The sequence below is a fragment of the Gordonia sp. LMA484 genome, assembly GCF_058129505.1.
The window spans coordinates 2,793,525-2,814,515 of record NZ_CM176700.1; the positions used below are offsets into that span (position 1 = coordinate 2,793,525).

The 20,991-nt window shown below is 67.8% G+C and carries 21 protein-coding genes; 10 read left to right on the forward strand and 11 right to left on the reverse strand.

Annotation, left to right across the window (positions count from 1 at the left end):
* Positions 1-26 precede the first annotated feature (26 nt).
* Together AC4AMJ_RS12260 and AC4AMJ_RS12265 are read right to left on the reverse strand one after the other, a co-directional pair.
* Positions 27-743, reverse strand: a complete 717-nt coding sequence (locus tag AC4AMJ_RS12260) for a DUF3159 domain-containing protein (protein ID WP_489894837.1) — start codon at positions 741-743, stop codon at positions 27-29.
* Positions 724-1,101: an OB-fold nucleic acid binding domain-containing protein gene (locus AC4AMJ_RS12265; protein WP_489894836.1), complete on the reverse strand. Its 378-nt coding sequence runs from the start codon at positions 1,099-1,101 to the stop codon at positions 724-726. The genes AC4AMJ_RS12260 and AC4AMJ_RS12265 overlap by 20 nt, the downstream gene beginning before the upstream one ends.
* A gap of 118 nt (positions 1,102-1,219) precedes the next feature.
* Here AC4AMJ_RS12265 and AC4AMJ_RS12270 point away from each other — a divergent pair, with 118 nt between their 5' ends.
* Positions 1,220-1,933 (forward strand): alpha/beta hydrolase, encoded by a 714-nt coding sequence (locus tag AC4AMJ_RS12270; protein ID WP_489894834.1) that lies wholly within the window; start codon positions 1,220-1,222, stop codon positions 1,931-1,933.
* A 31-nt stretch (positions 1,934-1,964) separates the two neighbouring features.
* Here AC4AMJ_RS12270 and AC4AMJ_RS12275 read toward each other — a convergent pair whose 3' ends face one another.
* Both AC4AMJ_RS12275 and dut read right to left on the reverse strand, forming a co-directional pair.
* The gene (locus AC4AMJ_RS12275) at positions 1,965-2,747 is read right to left on the reverse strand and encodes a DUF3710 domain-containing protein (RefSeq protein WP_489894832.1); all 783 of its coding nucleotides are present in this window, start codon (positions 2,745-2,747) and stop codon (positions 1,965-1,967) included.
* Between the two features lie 87 nt (positions 2,748-2,834).
* On the reverse strand, positions 2,835-3,365 hold the full coding sequence (gene dut, locus AC4AMJ_RS12280; RefSeq protein WP_489918167.1) for a dUTP diphosphatase: 531 nt from the start codon (positions 3,363-3,365) through the stop codon (positions 2,835-2,837).
* Between the two features lie 22 nt (positions 3,366-3,387).
* On the opposite strand from dut, the gene AC4AMJ_RS12285 reads away from it, so the two are divergent.
* A complete protein-coding gene (locus AC4AMJ_RS12285) occupies positions 3,388-3,972 on the forward strand; it encodes a DUF3093 domain-containing protein (RefSeq protein WP_489894828.1) in 585 nt (194 codons plus the stop codon).
* A gap of 67 nt (positions 3,973-4,039) precedes the next feature.
* On the opposite strand, the gene AC4AMJ_RS12290 is transcribed toward AC4AMJ_RS12285, so the two are convergent.
* The gene (locus AC4AMJ_RS12290; RefSeq protein ID WP_489894826.1) at positions 4,040-4,339 is read right to left on the reverse strand and encodes a DUF4193 domain-containing protein; all 300 of its coding nucleotides are present in this window, start codon (positions 4,337-4,339) and stop codon (positions 4,040-4,042) included.
* A 427-nt stretch (positions 4,340-4,766) separates the two neighbouring features.
* On the opposite strand from AC4AMJ_RS12290, the gene cei reads away from it, so the two are divergent.
* Positions 4,767-5,474, forward strand: coding sequence for an envelope integrity protein Cei (cei, locus tag AC4AMJ_RS12295; RefSeq protein ID WP_489894825.1), 708 nt, complete (start codon positions 4,767-4,769; stop codon positions 5,472-5,474).
* 29 nt (positions 5,475-5,503) lie between these two features.
* Here cei and AC4AMJ_RS12300 read toward each other — a convergent pair whose 3' ends face one another.
* Entirely contained in the window at positions 5,504-6,412 is a 909-nt protein-coding gene (locus AC4AMJ_RS12300) for an inositol monophosphatase family protein (protein WP_489918168.1), read from the reverse strand.
* 168 nt (positions 6,413-6,580) lie between these two features.
* Between AC4AMJ_RS12300 and ppgK the strand changes: the two genes are divergently transcribed.
* Both ppgK and AC4AMJ_RS12310 read left to right on the forward strand, forming a co-directional pair.
* Complete coding sequence (ppgK, locus tag AC4AMJ_RS12305) at positions 6,581-7,390, forward strand: polyphosphate--glucose phosphotransferase (RefSeq protein WP_489894821.1); 810 nt, start codon at positions 6,581-6,583, stop codon at positions 7,388-7,390.
* 182 nt (positions 7,391-7,572) lie between these two features.
* On the forward strand, positions 7,573-9,012 hold the full coding sequence (locus tag AC4AMJ_RS12310) for an RNA polymerase sigma factor (protein ID WP_489894819.1): 1,440 nt from the start codon (positions 7,573-7,575) through the stop codon (positions 9,010-9,012).
* 50 nt (positions 9,013-9,062) lie between these two features.
* On the opposite strand, the gene AC4AMJ_RS12315 is transcribed toward AC4AMJ_RS12310, so the two are convergent.
* On the reverse strand, positions 9,063-9,455 hold the full coding sequence (locus tag AC4AMJ_RS12315) for a DUF952 domain-containing protein (protein WP_489894817.1): 393 nt from the start codon (positions 9,453-9,455) through the stop codon (positions 9,063-9,065).
* 315 nt (positions 9,456-9,770) lie between these two features.
* Between AC4AMJ_RS12315 and AC4AMJ_RS12320 the strand changes: the two genes are divergently transcribed.
* Together AC4AMJ_RS12320 and AC4AMJ_RS12325 are read left to right on the forward strand one after the other, a co-directional pair.
* Positions 9,771-10,721: a sulfite exporter TauE/SafE family protein gene (locus AC4AMJ_RS12320; protein WP_489894815.1), complete on the forward strand. Its 951-nt coding sequence runs from the start codon at positions 9,771-9,773 to the stop codon at positions 10,719-10,721.
* A 251-nt stretch (positions 10,722-10,972) separates the two neighbouring features.
* On the forward strand, positions 10,973-11,176 hold the full coding sequence (locus AC4AMJ_RS12325; RefSeq protein ID WP_489894813.1) for a DUF7455 domain-containing protein: 204 nt from the start codon (positions 10,973-10,975) through the stop codon (positions 11,174-11,176).
* A 186-nt stretch (positions 11,177-11,362) separates the two neighbouring features.
* On the opposite strand, the gene AC4AMJ_RS12330 is transcribed toward AC4AMJ_RS12325, so the two are convergent.
* Entirely contained in the window at positions 11,363-13,129 is a 1,767-nt protein-coding gene (locus AC4AMJ_RS12330) for a DEAD/DEAH box helicase (protein WP_489894811.1), read from the reverse strand.
* Between the two features lie 368 nt (positions 13,130-13,497).
* On the opposite strand from AC4AMJ_RS12330, the gene AC4AMJ_RS12335 reads away from it, so the two are divergent.
* Entirely contained in the window at positions 13,498-14,697 is a 1,200-nt protein-coding gene (locus AC4AMJ_RS12335; protein ID WP_489900856.1) for a YihY/virulence factor BrkB family protein, read from the forward strand.
* Positions 14,698-14,707: 10 nt separating this feature from the next.
* On the opposite strand, the gene AC4AMJ_RS12340 is transcribed toward AC4AMJ_RS12335, so the two are convergent.
* On the reverse strand, positions 14,708-14,977 hold the full coding sequence (locus tag AC4AMJ_RS12340; RefSeq protein ID WP_489894810.1) for a DUF3039 domain-containing protein: 270 nt from the start codon (positions 14,975-14,977) through the stop codon (positions 14,708-14,710).
* A gap of 142 nt (positions 14,978-15,119) precedes the next feature.
* On the opposite strand from AC4AMJ_RS12340, the gene AC4AMJ_RS12345 reads away from it, so the two are divergent.
* On the forward strand, positions 15,120-15,578 hold the full coding sequence (locus AC4AMJ_RS12345; protein WP_489894808.1) for a DUF3099 domain-containing protein: 459 nt from the start codon (positions 15,120-15,122) through the stop codon (positions 15,576-15,578).
* Positions 15,579-15,734: 156 nt separating this feature from the next.
* Positions 15,735-16,754, forward strand: coding sequence for a sigma-70 family RNA polymerase sigma factor (locus AC4AMJ_RS12350; RefSeq protein ID WP_489894806.1), 1,020 nt, complete (start codon positions 15,735-15,737; stop codon positions 16,752-16,754).
* A gap of 29 nt (positions 16,755-16,783) precedes the next feature.
* On the opposite strand, the gene AC4AMJ_RS12355 is transcribed toward AC4AMJ_RS12350, so the two are convergent.
* Positions 16,784-19,669 (reverse strand): bifunctional acetate--CoA ligase family protein/GNAT family N-acetyltransferase, encoded by a 2,886-nt coding sequence (locus AC4AMJ_RS12355; RefSeq protein ID WP_489918169.1) that lies wholly within the window; start codon positions 19,667-19,669, stop codon positions 16,784-16,786.
* The gene (locus AC4AMJ_RS12360) at positions 19,662-20,927 is read right to left on the reverse strand and encodes an acetoin utilization protein AcuC (RefSeq protein WP_489918170.1); all 1,266 of its coding nucleotides are present in this window, start codon (positions 20,925-20,927) and stop codon (positions 19,662-19,664) included. Before AC4AMJ_RS12360 ends, AC4AMJ_RS12355 begins: the two co-directional genes overlap by 8 nt.
* Positions 20,928-20,991: the final 64 nt, after the last annotated feature.

Here is a 20,991-nt window from a genome sequence, read left to right on the forward strand (position 1 = left end):
GCGGCGCGTCGGGGTTCGCTCGGCTGCTACCGAACCGGTTGTTCCCCATCGGGATGCTCGACCCGCTCTTCTTCGCGGGTGGCCCGGCGCACCAGGACCACTGTCGCGAGCACGGCCAGGGCGGTCAGCGGCCAGCCCATGGCGATGCGGGATACGGCGAGCCAGCCGGTGCTGCTGTGGTCGTAGAGTTCGGACTGCGTGACATAGCGGGCCGCGAAGACGAGTGCCCAGAAGGCGGTGGCCAGGTCGTAGGCACGCAACGTCTTCCGATGCTTGCGCCACGCCATACCCTCGCCGCTGACCAGATTCCACGCCACGCCGACCAACGGCCACCGCACCACGATGGAGGCGACGAAGACGATTGCATAGGCGAGTGTCGTCCAGATGCCGAAGAGGAAGTAGCCCTTGGCGTCCCCCACGCGGTGGGCGATGAAGACGCAGATGGCGACTCCGATCAGACCGGAGATCGCCGGGTTGAGGGGCTCACGGCGCCACAGCCGGATGCCGAAGATCACCACCGCCGCGGCGATCGCGGCCACCATTGCCGCACGCAGCCCCCACACGGCGTTGACGGGGACGAACACGACGATCGGCACCGTCGAATAGATCAGTCCGGACGGGCCGCCCATCTGGTCCAGAATCGAGGGTGTCGGCTCGGACCGTGCTCCCTCGGCGGTGTCGGGCGACTCGGTGCCCCCGGCGTCGGCGTCACCGACGCCCGGGTCATTCGTCGTCCGGGCCATAGAGCTCGTAGTACGGGTTGTAGATGATCTTGTTGCCGTCGTGTTCCGCGAGCCGGCCCCGCACGGTGAGCTTTCGTCCGGGCTCGATGCCCGGGATGCGATTTCGCCCGAGCCACTTGAGCAGCACGGTGTCCGAACCGTCGAAGAACTCGGCCTTGACCCCGACCTTGGCGGTTCGCGAACACGTCTCGACCGAGCGCAACTCGCCGTGCATGGTCACCTCGTCACCACGACAACACTCGGCGGCACGCTGGGCGCCGGTGGCACGTGATTCCTCAGCGATCTGTTCGGCGTCGGCCTCCCCGAGGTCTTCGGTCAGCCGGCGGGTCAACCGCTTCAGATAACCGGTGGTAGGCATCACACCCTCCTGGGTGACTCATCGTAGTGAGAGTACGGACGGGTTTGCCGACCCCTGCTTGCAGTTGCCAGCGTAATCCTGTCCGTGCTCCCTGTTCAACGTCGGGCATGATCATTACATGCCCGACGCACCGGGGTCGGAACGGAGGGTCCCGACGACGCTCGTCGCGATGCCCGGCACGGGGTCCGACGCCGATTATGTGGAACGTGCATTCGGTCCCGCCGCCGATGCCCTCGGCCTGACGCTGGTGGCGTTGGAACCGACATCCGACCTGGTCAACGGGTATCGGCAACGTCTCGACGAGCTGGTGGCCGAGCGCCCGGGCTCGATCATCGTCGGCGGGGTGTCGATCGGCGCGGCGATCGCCCTGTCCTGGGCGTTGGACAACGCGTGCGCCGGCGTCTGGGCCGCACTGCCGGCATGGAGCGGTGACCCGGCGTCCGCGCCGGCCGCGTGGAGCGCATCGGCGACCGCACGTGCGTTGACCACAGACGGGCTCGAACCCACGCTGGCGGCGATGGCCGCGACCAGTCCGGCATGGCTCGCCACCGAGCTGAGCCGGTCGTGGCGGGCGCTGCATCCCTGCCTCGCGGATCAGTTGCGCGCCGCGGCCGCCTTCTGTTCCCCTACACCGCCTCAGATCGCGGGGTTGGCCGCTCCGTTGGCGGTCACCGTGGCCGTCGACGACCCGGTGCATCCGGTCGGGGTCGGCCGCGCGTGGGCAGACGCGGCTCCACGGGCCGCCCTCACCGAGGTCACGCTCGATCAGTGGGGCAACGACCCGTCTGTACTCGGGTTCGGTTGTGCCCGGGCGTGGCGCTCGATCCGCTGATCGATGCCGCGCGAGAGGCCGTGCGGTCCGTTCAGCCGCGGCGATCCCGCCGGAAACGCTGCATCGCCGACCCGGAGGATCGCGGCATCTGGTCGTCGCCATCCGCGGGGAGGTCGTCGGTCTCGTCGTCGGGACCGGGTGGCGACGCCTGATCCAGGGGACCGGGCTGCGCCTCGTCGGTGCCGACGGGATTTCCGGACAGTGCCGACGGATCTGCCGACTGGTCGGCGATCATCTGCTGTTGCGCCGCCGCCACCTGTTCGGCCAGCACCGGCGGCAACACCACCGGAAGCGGATCGCGTGGCGGAAATGGTTCGGTACCGCGCCGCACGACGGACTCGGCGAGCACCGCGCGGGCCAACCTGCCCAGCTCGTCGGCGACCTCGTCGGGACCGCTGGCGACACACCGCACCATCCAGCGTGGTCCGTCGACGCCGATGAAGCGGTGCAGACCGCCGGGCACCGCGGCGACGACCTCGCGGCCCCAGTGTCCGTCCTCGATGGACACCGATGCCCCCTCGTCACGCAGGGAGGCCGCCAATTCCTTCACCACCTCACGCCACAGACCCGGGGATTTCGGCGCGGCGAAGGCACTCACGTTGATCCGGCCGTGCGGGGTCACCAGGTAGACCGATTCGGGCTGGTGGTCCGCGGTCATCTCCACGGTCACCTGACCACCTTCGACGACGGGCACGAGAACCGAACCGAGATCGAGGTGGGAGTTCTCCAGGTCCTCGGTGGGCGTCGCCAGGGCGTCGAGGTCGTAGGGCCCCTGTGCGGACCCGACGCGCAGTCCGTTGTCTTCAGTCGCCATGTCGTTTGCTCTCCCTGTCTCGATGCAGCGGTGTCGAGTGGTCCGGTGTCGGGTGCTCGACGTCTCGATGGGTCACGCCGCGGTTGATCAGGCCCCGGCCCGACCATCGATCTCGGCAACGGTCTCGGCAAGGATCGCGTGGCCGCCGCTCGATCCGTGACCGCCGACCCCGCGACTGGTCTCGTCGAGCTCCTCGACCTCGACGAAGTCGGGCAGTTCGACACGTTGTACGAGCAGCTGGGCGATCCGATCCCCGCGCGCGATGGTGATCGGCTCGTCGGGATCGAGATTCACCAGACACACCTTGATCTCCCCGCGGTACCCGGCATCGATCGTTCCGGGACTGTTCACGATCGACAGCCCGGCCCGCGCGGCGAGTCCGGACCGCGGATGCACGAGGCCCACCGTCCCGGCCGGCAGCGCGATCGCGATTCCGGTGCCGACCAGCTGACGACGTCCGGGCGGGAGTTCGAGATCGATCGTCGAGCACAGGTCGACACCGGCGTCACCGGGGTGTGCGCGTGCAGGCAGCGGGATGTCGGGATCGATTCGGCGGACCGCGATGGGTCCGATCGGGTCGGTGCGGTCAGATGCCGCGGTGGGAGAATTCGGCGCCACGAGGGCAGACTACGCTGGTCGCGTGACTCCCCCAGCATCACCTGAGAATCCAGCCGGTCAACCCTCCGGCGATGACGGAGGCGGGTCCGCCCGGAACGCGGACCGGCCGGTGTCAGAAGGCAACTCGGGCTCGGATCGATACCACGAGCGCCTGTACGTGCCGTGGTGGTGGTGGCTCGCCGCGGTGGCCGTCACCGGCGTCGTGGGCTACGAGATCCAGCTCTCGGCGCACCGGGCGGCATGGAGCATCGCGGGTTATGTGGTCGTCGCCCTGCTGTGCGCCTGGATGCTGTGGTCGCTGGGCCGGGTGACGGTGCGGGTCACCGCCGACGGCCGGCTGCAGGCGCACCGCGCGCGGCTGCCGCGAGCGGTGATCGCCCGCGGGGCATCGGTGCCCGCCACGGCCAAGAGCGCCGCCCTCGGCCGTCAGCTCGATCCCGCGGCGTATCTGGTTCACCGGGCATGGGTGAAGACCATGGTGCTGCTGGTGCTCGACGATCCCGACGATCCGACACCCTACTGGCTGGTGTCGACGAGAAATCCGGCCGCGGTTCTCGCGGCGCTGGAACTACCCGACGCCGCAGCCGAGGCCGGCATCGCCGACTGACTCCGAGGGCGGGTCGGCACCACCGACCCACCTGGTGTCGTACGTCCGGGACGCTGCGTCGGACTGCTCAGGCGCAGTCCACACAGATCATCGAGTTTCCGTTCTGCCGCGCCAGCCGGCTGCGGTGATAGACGAGAAAACAGCTGCTGCAAGTGAACTCGTCGGCCTGCTTGGGGATGACCCGGACCGACAGCTCCTCGCCGGACAGGTCGGCGCCCGGTAGTTCGAACGATTCAGCGGTATCGCTCTCGTCGACGTCCACCGCCGACGACTGGGCCTCGCTGCGTCGTGCCTTCAGCTCCTCGAGGGAGTCCTCGTTCAGGTCCTCGGTATCCGTGCGTCGTGGCGCGTCGTAATCAGTAGCCATTGTGTGCCTTACCTGTGTGAGAGTGTGAGGGGCGCTCTCGGATGCCGGCTTGTGGCCGAACAAACTAGGTGCGCGAGTCCCGCCGGGATTGTCTTGCCGCCGGGCGTCACTTCAACGTCATGACCCGTGCAATTCGTTACCCAGGACCCAGCCGATCGGCGTGATCTTCATCACATCCGACCCACATGCCTTCCGTCTGCTTCGGAGGGCGGGCGCCCGAAGCATAGTGCACCGGGACGCCACGGTCAACGAACACCTCGGCGAGATCATTCCCCCGCGTGTCGACCCGCCCGGATCGAGGTGACGTGGGCCGGCGAACCAGCGATCCGGTCACCGTCGCAGGGCGCCGTCGGCCTGCCTGCGCGAGCGTCGGCGGATCACCATTTAGAGTGGGCGGCACGTTCGACGGAGAAGGAGCCGATGCAGGGTGGTGGCGCAGATTACCGCGGGGTCCTCGGTCGACGACAGGGGTCGCCCGTATCGGCGACGTCGCTTTCGGCCGGCGATCATCGCCGCAGTGGTGCTGTTGGTGGCGGGTGTGGTCGTCTGGGCGATCGCGCTGAGTGAATCGGGACCCGAGTCGGTTCCGACAGCCTGCAATCAACCGACCCCGGCTTCGGTCGACCCGTCGGCGCCCGCACCACCCACACCGGCGACCCCGGCACCGACACCCGATCTCGCCGCGGCCGACCGCGACGAGATGATCAAGGTCTCGCCGGCCGCCCTGTCGACCTTCCAGGTCCGTGTGCTCAACGCGTCGTCACAGCGAGGCGCCGCCCGTTCGGTCTCCGACGATCTGACCGCACAGGGCTTCACTCCCGCGGCCGACACCCCGTACACCGACGACACGGTGTACCCGAACCGCGACCTCGCCTGCTACGCGCAGATACGCTTCGGGCCGGCGGGGAAGGCGAGTGCGGCTGCCGTCTGGCTGGCACTGCCGTGCGCACAACTCGTCGACGACGGTCGTCAGGGCACCTCGGTCGACGTCGCACTCGGTGAGTACTACGAGAGTCGCGAACAGTCGCAGGACGCACAAGCCGCCCTGGAGGCGCTGCGGTCGGCCGACCCGAAGGACCCGAAGACAGGTGCGGACCCGGCCCTCGTCGAGGCCGTCCACTCGACGTCCTGCTGACCGATACGCATCACTGGCCGATCTGCCGCTCAGGCGGCACCCAGCCGGCGCCGTGCGCCGAGGTCGTCGAGCATCTCGACGAAAGCGTCCGCGATCGCCGGTGCACACGCGATCGTCACGTGCCCGTCCGAGGACCGCGACTCCGGCGGTGGTGTGTGCACGACCGCGCCCGCCTCGGCTGCTATCAGCCCACCGGCAGCCCAATCCCATGGACTGAGTCCGTGCTCGAAATGTGCGTCCACCGCCCCACTGGCCACCATGCACAGATCGAGCGCGGCGGCACCGATGCGACGGATGTCGCGGACACGCGGCAGCATCGCGGCCACCATCCGGCCCTGCTCGGCCCGTCGCCGGGCGTCATAGGAGAAACCGGTGGCCACCAGGGCCAGCTCCAGCCGTTCGATCGGATTGCACGACAATCCGATGCGACCGCCACCCGCGTCCAGATGAGCGCCGGCACCCAGTGCCGCGGAATACGTGATCTCACGCGCGACATCGACCACCGCCCCGGCGACGGACCGGCCGTCCACCTGGGCCGCCACGGACACCGCGTAGGCCGGGATGCCGTACATGAAGTTGACGGTGCCGTCGATCGGATCGACGACCCACCTCACCCCGTGCGGGACGTCGACCGATCCTCCGGACTCCTCCCCCAGGATCTCGTCACCGGGCCGGCGCGTTCGCAGTGCCGAGCGGATCAGTTGCTCGGTCTCGGTGTCGGCGAGGGTGACCGGATCGGTGGGCGTGGACTTCGTGCTCACCGCAGCCGACGACGCCGGAGCATCCGCCGAGTTCTCGTCGCGGCGAACCGCCTCCGGGTCGTGCCCCGGTCGCGGACCGAACAGCTCGGGCCGGCGCGCCCGGACGTGGGCCGCGGCACTGAGCGCCACCTCGATCGCGACACGTTCGAGTTCTCCGAAGTCCACATCATCTGTCACGTGCCTATGTCAACACACCGTCGTCGGCTCCCGTCGAGTGGGCGCGGGACAGGTGAACGCCGGCTGCCCACCGATGACGACTTGGTGTCGACCACAGCAGCGGGAGCATCGGCTGGATAGCCTTAGACCACAGCAGTTCCCGCGGGCAGGACCAGAGAGGACGCCGACATGACCGACTCCGAGACGACCGAGGCCGAGGCAGCGGACAGCGCAACGGACTCCACCGGGACGAATCTCGCGCTGGGTGTCGACGTCGGCGGGTCCGGGATCAAGGGCGGGATCGTCGACCTCGAGACCGGGCTGCTCGTCGGTGATCGTTTCAAGGTGCTCACACCGCAACCCTCGACGCCGGAGGCGGTGGCCGACGGCGTGGCCGAGGTCGTCGGACACTTCGGATGGGAGGGGCCGGTCGGCGTGACACTGCCCGGCGTGGTCACCGACGGCATCATGCGGACGGCGGCCAACATCGACAAGAGCTGGATCGGCACCGACGTGTACGAGCTGTTCAGCTCGCATCTTGGTGGCCGAGGTGTGTCGGTGCTCAATGACGCGGACGCCGCCGGGATGGCCGAGGACCGTTACGGCGGCGGTGCCGACGTCGACGGTGTCGTCATGTTGCTCACGCTCGGGACCGGGATCGGCTCGGCGATCCTGATCAACGGGACCTTGGTGCCGAACACCGAGCTGGGCCACATGATCGTGGACGGCAAGGAGGCCGAACACCGCGCGTCGTCGAAGGTCAAAGAAGACAAGGGCTGGTCCTACGAGAAGTGGGCGGGGAAGCTGTCACGGGTGCTGGAGGCCTACGAGGTGCTGTTCTGGCCGAAGGTCTTCATCGTCGGCGGTGGTATCAGCCGCAAGGCCGACAAGTGGGTGCCCTATCTGACCAACAAGACGCCCGTCGTCCCGGCAACGTTGCAGAACACCGCGGGTATCGTCGGTGCCGCGATGGCGGTGGATGTCGGCCTGCGTGCATGATGGCTCCACCCTGGGTATCTGGGTGGCGACGAGAGGTTCCTGACCTGGCCTTTGCCACATCAGGCCACGCGATGTCGTTACAATGGTCCACACCGGTCATCACACACCGAGAAATCAAGCCCTGAGCCACGTCGGCGTATGCCGCCGTGCGAGTTTCACGAGTCAGTTCCGAAAGGTTGTACGTGGCAGCCACCCAGACCCACCAGGCCGACGTCGACGAATCGACGGACGCGACCACCGCCACGGAGACGGCACCGGCCAAACGGACCGCCAAGAAGGCCGCCAAGAAGGCGACGGCCCGCAAGGCCCCCGCGAAGAAGGCCGCCAAGAAGGCAGGCCCCGCCAAACGTGGCGCCAAGAAGGCATCGAGCGCCGAGGACGCGGATGGTGTCGAGTCCGCCGAGGATCTCGACGACGCCGGTTCGATCGACGACATCGACGTTCCCGATACCGAACTCGATGAGGATGTGGAGATCGACGACGAAGACCTGGCCGTCGACGATGATGATGATGACGACGCCGAGGACTCCGACGACGACACCGAAACCGATGCAGCCGAGGCCGGCCCCGTGACCGTGGTCGCCAAACCCGCCGAGGCCAAGGTCAAGGACGAGCCGAAAGAGAAGACCAGCGGCGACTTCGTCTGGGACGAAGAGGAATCGGAGGCCCTGCGGCAGGCTCGTAAGGACGCCGAACTCACCGCCTCCGCGGACTCGGTGCGGGCCTATCTGAAGCAGATCGGCAAGGTCGCCCTCCTCAACGCCGAAGAAGAGGTCGAGCTGGCCAAGCGGATCGAGGCGGGGCTGTTCGCCACCGAACGTCTGCGCCGCATCGTGGAGTCCGGCGAGAAGCTCAGCACCGCGTCCAAGCGCGACCTCAACTGGATCTCGCGGGACGGTAACCGCGCGAAGAACCACCTGCTCGAAGCGAACCTCCGCCTCGTGGTGTCGCTGGCGAAGCGCTATACCGGTCGCGGCATGGCGTTCCTCGATCTCATCCAGGAAGGGAACCTGGGCCTCATCCGTGCGGTCGAGAAGTTCGACTACACCAAGGGCTACAAGTTCTCGACGTATGCCACGTGGTGGATCCGTCAGGCGATCACCCGCGCGATGGCCGACCAGGCCCGCACCATCCGCATCCCGGTGCACATGGTCGAGGTCATCAACAAGCTCGGTCGTATCCAACGCGAGTTGCTCCAGGACCTCGGCCGCGAGCCGACGCCTGAGGAGCTCGCCAAGGAGATGGACATCACGCCGGAAAAGGTGCTGGAGATCCAGCAGTACGCGCGTGAGCCGATCTCCCTGGATCAGACCATCGGCGACGAAGGCGACAGCCAGCTCGGCGACTTCATCGAGGACTCCGAGGCCGTGGTCGCGGTCGACGCGGTCAGCTTCACGCTGCTGCAGGATCAGCTGCAGTCGGTGCTCGAGACGTTGTCCGAGCGCGAAGCCGGCGTGGTCCGTCTCCGGTTCGGACTCACCGATGGCCAGCCGCGCACGCTCGACGAGATCGGGCAGGTCTACGGCGTCACCCGCGAACGTATCCGCCAGATCGAGTCGAAGACGATGTCGAAGCTCCGGCACCCGTCGCGCTCGCAGGTGCTGCGCGACTACCTGGACTGACCCTCCGAGACCGACCCTCGTTACGATCTGGCCGGTGCGTGGCGCGCCGGTCAGATCGTCAGTGCGACGAAGGTGCCGGCATCGTCGGGCCGGTACGGACGACAGTCGACCACCGCCGAGGTCGGCAGCGCACCGTAGAGGTGTGGGAAACGCATGCTGTCCGGATCCGTGGGGACGCCGGGTTCCCAGCGCAGCGGCGCCGAGAGACGTGCGCGGTCCACGACGAGAACCACCAGATCCTCGCGTCCGGCGTACAGCCGGTTCGCCGGTAGATGGACCTGCTGTGGGGTGGACAGGTGGACAAAGCCGGACTCCGCGAGCGAGGGCGGTTCTCGATGACCGGCCCGTCGGGCCGAATCCCATTCGGCCTGGGTACACAAATGGACGAGCAGGGGTGCCGAATCGTCCTGGTCTATGCCTGAGGTGTGGCCTGCCGCGTTCACCCGTGTGAAAAACCACGCATCTCCACAATTGTCAACAGTTGTGCTCCGCCGGATTGCACACAGTGTGCGGATGCGGGGCTTGCGCCCGACCCCATCTACGATTCTCGGCATGCTGGTGTCCCGACGAGCTGTCGACCTCCTCCGTGTTGCGTCGATGCTGTGTCCACGGCGCCGCGGCCCCATCGACTGATCGTCTGATCGCCGCGGCGCGACCTCGACCACGCGCTACGGTTCGATCTCGATGTGACGACGACCCGGCCGGCGCGTGCGTGCCTGCCCACGTCGCCACCACCGTGATCGGAAAGTCCTCCCACCATGCGAACCATCGTCCTGATCGGCCTTGTCGGTCTCGCCGCCCAACTCGTCGACGGCAGCCTCGGCATGGCCTACGGCGTGACCACAACCACCCTGCTGCTGGCCATCGGCAGCAACCCGGCCGCCGCCTCGGCCACTGTTCATCTCGCCGAGATCGGCACCACACTCGTGTCCGGGATCTCGCACTGGCGGTTCGGCAATGTGGACTGGAAAGTGGTCCGTCGCATCGCCCTACCCGGCGCGGTCGGCGCGTTCCTGGGCGCGACGCTGCTGTCGAATCTGTCGACCGAGGCCGCCGCTCCGCTCATGGCCATCATCCTGCTACTCCTCGGCATCTACATCCTCACCCGCTTCACCCTGCAGGGCATCCCGCGCCAACACCTCGGAAAGCCGCTGCGCAAGCGGTTCCTGTCGCCCTTGGGGCTGATCGCCGGATTCGTCGACGCCACCGGCGGCGGCGGATGGGGTCCGGTCGGTACCCCCGCGATACTCGCGAGCGGACGCCTGGAACCGCGCAAGGTGATCGGTTCCATCGACACCAGCGAGTTCATCATCGCGGTCGCCGCAAGCCTGGGCTTCCTGTTCAGTCTCGGCTCACAGGGCATCAACTTCGCGTGGGTCGGTGCGATTCTCGTCGGCGGCGTCGTCGCCGCCCCGATCGCCGCATGGCTCGTGCGCCATGTCCCACCCCGCCTGCTCGGCGCGTCGGTCGGCGGTCTGATCATCCTGACCAACACTCGGACGCTGCTGCGCAGCGATCTGGTCGATGTCCCGGGTTGGGCACAGACAGTGATCTACTCGACCATCGTCGCAGCGTGGGTGGCCGCGTTCGCCTACTCGCTGCGCGAGTACCTGCGCGATCGGGAGAACGAGTCCTCGGATGCGGTCAGCCGGGTACGCGAGGCGCAACAGGGTCAATCCGCACAGCCGGCCACCACGCCGGTGGGTTGATCGTCGCAGCGTTCACGCCACGTCGGATGTGACCTGGGTCGCACTGTAGGTAAACCCCCATTGAGAGCGTGTTGCCACCGTTGCCCACCGTGTTAACGGTGAGTGACGACACACCCGGCGGACGCGCGGAACAATACGAAACCCCCAAACGTCTGAAAGGGTGAGGGTGACGCATCAGACCGATGTGTCGGCTCACGAAGGGAAAGGCGAACGGCCGACGAGTGCCACCGCCGGACCGGGACGGAGGAATCATGTCAGACACCGCCACCACAACCCCGATCTCCATGCCGCTCACCGCCGCCGACCGCTGCGATCGCTGCGGCGCGGCCGCAAAGGTACGGGCAATGCTGCCCGCGGGCGGAGAACTTCTCTTCTGCCGTCACCACTTCAACGAGCACGAGGCCAAGCTCGTGGAGCTGTCCGCAGTCGTTGAGTCGGAGAGCGAACTGGTCTGAATTCGCTGGCGTCCTGGTTCAGGACCCAGTGCCACGAAACGACCCGGCCGGATCACCCGGTCGGGTCGTTTCGTCATATCGGATGCCGCGTGGGGTGAGCCCGACATCCGCGCACCGGGCACGCAACCGCGCATGTCGCTACGTGCGCGGTTGCATGGCGGGTGCGCGCCAGTGGTGTGTCACCGATCAGCGCCAGGTGCGCAACGCGTCGATCCGCTCCCGCAGCTGATCGGCCGTCGCCAGCGCGGTCGGCGGACCGCCGAGGCGTTGTCGCAGCTCGTTGTGCACCATGCCGTGCGGCTTACCCGTGCGGTGGTGATGCATCGCCACGAGCGTGTTCAGTTCCTTGCGCAACGCATGCAGATTCTCTCCGGTCGGGCGCACCGTCGCGGGCGTGACAGCCCCTGCTCCGGCGGAGTCGGTGCCCGTCGCGGACGACCGGTGTGCCTCGGTCCGGTGCTCCACCTGCTCGGCCTGTCGTTTCCGTAGCAGTTCACGAACCTGCTCGGCGTCGAGCAGGCCGGGCAGGCCGAGATAGTCGGATTCCTCTTCGCTCCCGGAGAAGGTGGCGGTGCCGTAGGACGCACCGTCGAAGATCAGCTGGTCGAGTTCGGCATCCGCGTGCAGCGATTGGAACGACTTCTCGTCCTCGCCTGGTTCGTCCTTCTGCTTGTTGGCGTCGATCAGCAGGGCGTCGTCGAGCCCGTCACTCTCCCGATGAGGTTTGCCCAGCACATGGTCGCGTTCGGCCTCCATCTGGCTGGCCAGGTCGAGCAACACCGGCACCGACGGCAGGAAGACACTCGCGGACTCCCCCGGACGTCGAGACCGCACGAATCGGCCGATGGCCTGCGCGAAGAACAGCGGTGTCGATGAACTCGTCGCATACACACCGACGGCGAGACGCGGCACATCCACGCCTTCGGACACCATCCGGACCGCGACCATCCATTCGTCGTCGGACGCCGCGAACTCCGCGATACGCGACGAGGATTTGGGGTCGTCGGAGAGCACCAGTGTGGTCGGCTTGCCGGTGATGGCGGTCAACAGTTCGGCGTAGTCACGCGCGACGGTCTGGTCGGTCGCGATCACCAGGCCACCGGCATCCGGTATCCCGCCGGACCGCAACTGCCGCAACCGGGTACTCGCCGCCTCGAGGACCGACGGAATCCAGTCGCCGTGTGGATCGAGGGCTGTCCGCCAGGCGCGGGCGGTGTGCTCGGCCGACAGGGGCTCACCGAGTCGTGCGGTGAACTCCTCGCCCGCGCTGGTCCGCCAACTGGCCTGACCGCTGTAGGCGAGGAACATGACCGGCCGCACGACGCCGTCGGCCAGGGCATCGGCGTAGCCGTAGCTGTGGTCGGCCTTCGACCGGAGCACTCCTCCGGCTTCTTCGTCGTAGGTGACGAACGGGATCGGGGAATCGTCGGACCGGAACGGGGTACCGGTGAGCAACAGGCGCCGGGTCGCATCGGAGAACGCCTCGCGGATCGCCTCACCCCACGACTTGGCGTCGCCGCCGTGGTGGATCTCGTCGAGGATCACCAGCGTCCGCCGATTCTCGGTCCGCACCCGGTGACGGAACGGGTGAGCGGCGACCTGGGCATAGGTCAGGGCGACACCCTGATAGTCCGAACTGGTCTGGCCGGTCGAGTTGCTGAAGCGTGAATCCAGAGCGATGCCGACGCGCGCTGCCGCCTCGGCCCACTGATGCTTGAGGTGTTCGGTCGGGGTGACGACAGTGATCTGTTCGACCGTCCGGTCGTCGAGCAGTTCACGAGCGACACGCAGACCGAAGGTCGTCTTGCCTGCCCCGGGGGTGGCGACCGCCATGAAGTCGACCGGACGACGGGTCAGGTACTTGGTCAGCGCCCGCCGCTGCCACGCGCGCAGCGGCGGTCCTGCCGGGATGCCAACGTCCGGGGCTGCTGGGCCATCGGCTGCTGAAGTCACTTCTGCACTGCTCCTGACACCTGTTGTGCGATCGGAGTCCGCTGGTGGGACATGAAACATCCCCTCGCGGATGCGACCACCGCCCGAGGGGACCCGAGCCATGCTACCGGGGCGGGTGAGGACACTCTCGTCCGACGCGCAGTCCGTCGACCACGGTTGCCGGGACGATAAACCGCGCCGTGTCGGGACCGGTTGACCCGTTTCGCGGTGCGATCAGGGATGCTAGAGAAATCAGCAGTCGAAACCGGAACCCAGTACCGATCACCGACGACGCCCCGTCGCCGGCCGGTGCCGCACATCCCCGTCCGGTGGCGACCGAGACCAAGCGTGGCCGGCGTCGCCCCGCGAGCACACCACCGATACCCGATATCGACGGAGCGCTACCCACGACTGCCCAACCCACCACACCGCTCACCTCGCAGCGCGCCCGGCCGGCCGCGCCCGCGCCGGCCGCTGCCACCGAGACCGAGCGCGTCGGCACCACCGACCATGAGGCGGCGGCACCCGGTGTCGACGACCCGGCGCATGACCCGCCGCGGACCGCCGGGCCGCCCGTGTTGCCCAATCTGCACCGGCTGGTGTGGCGCACGATCGTCAAGGCGTGGGATGACGGCATCGTCGGATGGGCGGCTCAAGCCGCGTTCTGGCAGGCTCTCTCACTGCCACCCCTGCTGCTGGGGATGCTCGGCAGCGTCGGCTACGTCGCCGGCTGGTTCGGGCCGGACACGGTCGAGGTCATCTACGAGCGCATCCTGGCATTCGCGAACCACACGTTCTCCGAGAACGTCGTCAGTGAGATCATCAAACCGACCCTGGACAATGTGCTCGGCCGCGGACGAGTCGTCGTCATCTCGGCCGGCTTCCTCATATCGCTGTGGGCCGGTTCCTCGGCGGTCTCGTGCTTCGTCGCCTCGATAGTCCGTGCGCACGACCAGCACCAGGTCCGAAATCCGGTGTGGCAGAGATTCTTCGCACTGTTCCTCTACATCGGATTCCTGGTCGCGGCGGTGTTCGTACTGCCGTTGGTGGCCCTGGGACCCAACTACCTGCACGAGATCGTCCCGGACTCGTGGGATCCGATCGTGACGAACCTGATCGACTACGGGTACTTCCCGTTCGTCGCCGCTCTGCTGTTGTTCGTGCTGACCACGCTGTATCACCTGGCGCTGCCCAATCCGCTGCCCTGGCACCGACTGGTCGGCGGAGCGGTCGTCGCCGGCATCTTCTTCTGGGTCGCCAGCTACATCCTCCGGATCTACCTCACCGAGATCACCCGTGCCGGCTACACCTACGGCGCTCTGGCGACGCCGATCGCGTTCCTGCTGTTCACGTTCTTCCTGGGCTTCGCCATAGTGCTGGGCGCCGAGTTCAACGCCGCCGTGCAGTCGCTCTGGCCGGCCAAGCCCGCCGTGTCGGTGCAGATGCGCGACTGGGTCTCCTCACAGACGTCGGACATCACCGGTCAGCTCAAAGCCCTACCCGATCGACTGTCCACCGGGCCGATCCGACGGCCACGCCCCACCGACGCATCGCGCGGGCGATCATCGCAGGACGAACCCACCGCCTGAGCGGCGGCGATCAGCTCTTGCGCATCCGCTGGTAGATCTTCTTGCACTTCGGGCACACCGGCGAACCGGGCTTGGCCGAGCGGGTCACCGGAAATGTCTCGCCACACAACGCGACGACGTGACTGCCCATCACGGCACTCTCGGCAATCTTGTCCTTCTTCACGTAATGGAAGAATTTTGGCCGGTCGTCGTCGCCCCGGTCGGTGGCGTCGGCGTCCGGCCGTTCGTCGACGTCGGTGCGCTCGTCGAGATCCGGGCGATCGATGGTCTGCGTTCCCATGGGAACCATTGTGCGCCACAAGGGTGGACGACGGCCAGCCGATGTCCACCGGTGATCCGGTGGGTCACCGGAACGCGCTCAGGTCGATCTCGACACGGGGTCGACGGTGCATTCCCTTCAGGAAAGTGGAACAGTGGGACATATGGCTGGCAACGGATCCGGGACGCGCGGTGGTGCCGGCGCGTCAGGCGCGGCGGCCCATCATGGTCACGGCGGTGGCCACGACGGGGACGCGTTCCTGATCACCGATGCGCAGCAGGCCCTGGACGACCAGCAGCGGGCGCGGGTGCGCAAATATTTGACGCTGATGGCTTTTCGCGTCCCGGCGCTCGTCATCGCCGGCATCGTCTACAGCTCGACCGGTTCTGGTCTGTTGGCGCTGGCCATCGTGGCCGCCTCCATCCCGATCCCCTGGATCGCGGTGCTGATCGCCAATGATCGTCCACCCCGCAAACGCGGTGAGGTCCCGCATTACAAGTACGGCGCCGATCACTCGGTCGTCGGCCCGCCCTCGCTGAACGCACCGGGCCGATCGGTCGACTCGGAGGTCGTCGATTCGCCACCGGACGCGGGGACCGACCGCAACCGCGATTCCCACTGAGGAACACTCTCAGCAACTTCTCATGTAGCGGGGCGGATCGACGGCGAAACCTGCAGGTCAGCACCTTCGACATCCCCGGTGCCGTCATGGTGCCGGGGAACTTTCGTCCCGCCGTCGACGTTGAACCGGGTGAACGCACTCAAGTCAGGAGGCCGAATGTCACGCTCGACAGTTTCACGCCCGACCACGACGACTGGATACGCCGACGATCCCGCCACAGCCACCATCCGCCCTGCGATGACGGAGCAGGATCTCGATGCTCAGTCCCCGGCTGCCGACCTGGTGCGCGTCTATCTCAACGGCATCGGCCGTACCGCTCTGCTCAACGCCGAGCAGGAAGTCGAACTGGCCAAACAGATCGAGGCCGGGCTCTACGCCAAGCACGTCCTGGAGACGCGCAAGCGACTGTCCGCGACGCGCAAGCGCGACCTCGCGGTCATCGTGCGTGAAGGTGAGGCCGCTCGCGCTCACCTCCTGGAGGCCAATCTCCGCCTGGTCGTGTCGCTCGCCAAGCGCTACACGGGTCGCGGCATGCCCCTGCTGGATCTCATCCAGGAGGGCAACCTCGGCCTGATACGTGCGATGGAGAAGTTCGACTATGCCAAGGGCTTCAAGTTCTCCACCTACGCGACCTGGTGGATCCGGCAGGCGATCACCCGCGGCATGGCGGATCAGAGCCGTACGATCCGTCTGCCCGTCCACCTCGTGGAGCAGGTCAACAAGCTGGCCCGGATCAAGCGTGAGCTGCATCAGCAGCTCGGCCGCGAGGCCACCGACGACGAGCTGGCCAACGAATCCGGGATTCCGGCCGAGAAGATCGCCGATCTCCTCGACCACAGCCGGGACCCGGTGAGCCTGGACATGCCCGTGGGCAGCGACGAAGAGGCACCGCTGGGCGACTTCATCGAGGATGCCGAGGCCACCTCGGCCGAGAACGCGGTGATCGCGGGACTCCTGCACTCCGACATCCGTTCGGTCCTCGCGACGCTCGACGAGCGCGAACAGCAGGTGATCCGGATGCGCTACGGCCTCGACGACGGCCAGCCCCGCACCCTGGACCAGATCGGCCGGATGTTCGGGCTCTCGCGCGAACGCGTCCGACAGATCGAGCGCGAGGTGATGGGCAAGCTCCGTCAGGGCGAGCGCGCCGAACGGCTCCGCGCCTACGCCAGCTGAACCGCGCTCGGGGCGCCGACGATGCCCCGCTAACTCAACCGCCTCGGTCCGGTGTCCGCACGTGTGGGCACCGGACCGACGCGTATCACCGCGGTGAGCACAGCGGCACCGGCAGGTGACGCCAGAATCGGGTCGAGGTGCACCTCCCGGACCTCCGGGAGGTCGTCGACGAGCGTCGAGATCCGGAGCAGCAGGTCGATCAGTGCGTCCCGGCGCACCGGTGGCTCCCCCGCGTACCCCGCGAGCAGCGGCGCCGACCGCGGTTCGTCGATCAGTTCCTCGGCGTCGAGCGGGGACAGCGGGATCGCCCGATACCCGTGGTCGCTGAGCAGGTCGAAGGTCCGTCCGGACAATCCGAACGAGATCAGGGAGCCGAACGACGGGTCGTCGCGCACCCGGATCATGGTGCCGATTCCCTTCGGCGCCATCTTCTGCACGTGCAGCAGGTCGTCGCCGGTCAGCGCCTGGAGTTCTGAGAACGCGGTGACCACGGCGGTCGCATCGGGGAGATCGAGGCGCGCGCCCTCGCGGTCGAGTCGGCCGCGCCAGGTTTCCGACGTCGCCTTCACCGCCACCGGGAACCCGAGGTCATGCCCTGCAGCCGACGCCTCGTGCATCGTGCCTGCCTCGCGGAACGGAACGACGGTGATGCCGTACCAGGCGAGCAGGGTCGCCGAGTCGACCGGGCCGAGTGTGTGGCCGGTCGTCTCGACCCGATCGTCGTCGAGACCGGCCATGGTCTCGCGCACGAACATCCGCGCCGCTTCCGGATCGGTGCCGTCGGGACGATGGATCTCCGATTCGGGACGCATGCGCCACCGCGCGTACTGCCAGGCCCGTGCCAGCGCGTTGGCGGCTCGTTCCGGGCTGCCATAGGACGGGATCGAGCCCGCCTCCGGCAACCCGTTCGGGCCGGGTTTCATCAACCCGGGTGGAATACCCTCGACGGCCAGGAAGGTCGTCACGATCGGTTTGGGTCCGTCGGCCGAGGGAGTGTTGGCCGCCGCCATCAACGCGCGTGCGTGCCAGTCGGCGTCCACCGCGACCGGCGGGACGAACACCACCAGCACCGCATCCACAGCCGGATCGCTCATCGCCTCGGTCACCGCCGATTCGAACGCGTCCTCGGTGGCACCGGCGCCCAGATCGATGGAGTCGGTGACCTCGAGGCCGCCGGCCCGGGCCGTATCGGCCGCCAGACTGCCCAGTACCGAAGAGTTCCCGATGATCCGGGTCCGGGGGCCGCGCGGCACCGGTTGGTAGGCGAAGATCGTCGCGCAGTCGAACAGTTCGGAAATGGTGTGCACCTGGATCACTCCCGCCTGCTCGAGCACCATCTGCGCGATCTGGTCGTCGAGATTGGCGGCCGACGTCCGCGCGGCCCGGGCAGCGGTCATCGCCCCCTTGCCCGATTTCACCGCGACAATCGGCTTCGACCGCGACACCCGGCGCGCGATCCGGGAGAACTTGCGCGGATTTCCGAAGCTCTCCAGGTAGAGCAGGACCACATCGGTCTCGGTGTCGCTGTCCCAGTACTGCAGGAGATCGTTGCCGGAGACGTCGGCACGATTGCCCGCCGACACGAACGTGGACAAACCGATCTGCCTGCGGGCGGCGGTGTCGAGGATCGCGATACCCAGCGCGCCGGACTGGCAGAAGAAGCCGACCCGACCGGCGGCGGGAATCCGTGGCGCCAACGTCGCGTTGAGAGCCACCTCCGGACCGTTGTTCGCCACACCGAGAGCATTCGGGCCGACCAGGCGCATGCCGTGTTCGCGCACCTGCTCGACGAGCCGCCGCTCACTCTCGAGCCCGGCCTCTCCGCTCTCCCCGAACCCGGACGACACCACCACCAGGGTGCGGACCCCTTTGACCAGGCAGTCGTCCAGTACCTCGTCGACGGTGGCCGCCGGGACCGCGACGACGGCGAGATCGACCGGGTCCGGGATGTCGCGGACCGTCGGGTAGGCACGGATACCCCGCACCGACGGCGGCCGTGCGTGGCCGCGTCGCTGCGGCGCCGGGGTCCGTCGGTGCGTCGGGCCTGCGGGAGCGGTGGCGGCCGCTGCGTCGGTCAGTTCGTCGGCGGTCGGGCCCGGGCCGTTCACGGGGAAGACCGGGCCGGTGAATCCACCGGCGATGATGTTGGCCAGCAGCGCGTTGCCGACCTTCTTGGGATCGGTGGACGCGCCGATCACGGCCACCGACGTCGGCCGAAGCAGATTGGCCACACTTCTGGCCTCCGACGCGCGCTCTCGGCCGTTGCGTACCGACAGCAACGCCTCGGTCGGGTCGATCAGGAACTCGACATGCACTGTGCTGCCGTCGAAACTGCGTGACAGCTGGTAGCCGGCGTCACGGAACACCGCGACCATGTTCGGGTTCTCACTGAGGACCTCCGCCTCGAACCGGGTGAAGCCGTTCTCCGCGGCCGCACCGGCGAGATGTTCGAGCAGAATCGGCCCGAGCCCACGGCCCTGATGGTCGTCGGCCACGACGAAGGCCACCTCGGCCGACTCCGGCTTGCCGTCGAAGCCGAGACCTTCATAGAGGCCGATCGCGATGAGCTCGCCACCCAGTACGGCCACCAGCGCCACCCGCTTCTGGTAGTCGACGGTGGTCATGCGGGCCACCTCGCGCGGCGGGAGGGTGGGTGTCGGACCGAAGTAGCGCATGTATCTCGTCCGTTCGGAGAGTCCGGCGTGGAACCGGACCACCCGCTCCGCATCGTCGGGGACGATCGGGCGCAGATGCACCACGCCGCCGTCGGAGGCGAGGACGTCGGCGATCCAGTGCCGCGGATAATCCCAGGGATCCCGTTGGGGCGGCTGCTCGGTCGGCGCCGGATCGGCCGGGGAGCCGTTCGGCTGCTCGCGGTCGTCGGCGAGGGAGTCGGTCTGATTCTGCTCAGTCACGAGGATCCTCCGGATCAAGGCCGTGCAAGGGGTATACCGCTCGACGGGTGGCCAGGATGGCCCGGTCGGTCTGACGTTGCGCCGCCCCACTGATCCCCTCCGGCGGGTCCTGGCCGGTGTCGCCGTCCCACGGCACATAGTCGACGTCTCCCCCGTCGCCCATCACGCCGACCGGCGGCTGCGAATAGTCGGAGTGCACGCTCTCCGCGATCTGTTCGGCGGTGGCACACCAGGAGTCGTCTATCTTCGTGTCCACGTCGACGTCGCGATCGAGGACCACCGCAAGCAGATGCGACCAACTGCGGGGCACCACATTGACGACGCCGTATCCCCCGCCACCGACCGCGATCCAGCGGCCGTCGCAGTACGCGTCGGCGAAGCCGCGCATCGCCTGCATGGCCGCCCGCTGACCGTCGACGGTGAGCGCGAGATCGGTGAGCGGATCGGCCCGGTGGCTGTCCACGCCACACTGGCTGACCAGGATCTGTGGCCGGAACCGTTCGAGCACCGACGGCACGACGGCGTGGAACGCCCGCAACCAGAGGCGATCGGAAACGTCCGGCATCAGTGCGACATTCACCGCGGTGCCCTCGGCGTCACCGTCCCCGACCTCGGTCGGCCAACCCGTCCCCGGCCACAGCGTGGCCGGGTGTTGATGCAGGGATACCGTCAGAACCCTTGGGTCCGAGGCGAATTCGACTTGCACGCCGTCGCCGTGATGGGCATCGATGTCCACGTAGGCGATTCGGTCGAATCCGTTGTCGAGGAGCCACCGGATGGCGATCGCACAATCGTTGTAGATACAGAAGCCGGCCGCCCTGGCCTTCATCGCATGGTGCATCCCGCCACCGATGTTCACCGCGCGCCGCACCGCGCCGGACCCCACCGCCTGGGCGGCTGCCAGTGTGCCGCCCACCAACAGCCTGGCGGCCTCGTGCATGCCGTCGAAAACCGGGTTGTCCGCGTCGCCGAGCCCGAACAGCCGCTCGAGCAGCGGGCCCGACAGCGACGCCGTGCCGGACCCGACCGCACGGACGGCGTCGATGTAGTCGGTGGAATGCACCACGGTCAACGCCGAGTCGTCGATGTCGAGTGGCGGCCGATCGTCGACACCCTCGAGGACGCCCAGACTCTGCGCCAGCGTCATGGTCAAGGCCAGCCGGACCGGATTCATCGGGTGGGTGTGCGCCCACTTGTAGGACAGGAAGTCCTCACTCCAGATAACCGCCGCCGCTTCGTCGCTCGTGCTCCGCGTCACGTCCTCAGGCTAGTGCCTCGACACCTCGACCGATGAGGTTCGCCGGCACCGCCGGACCCCGCCC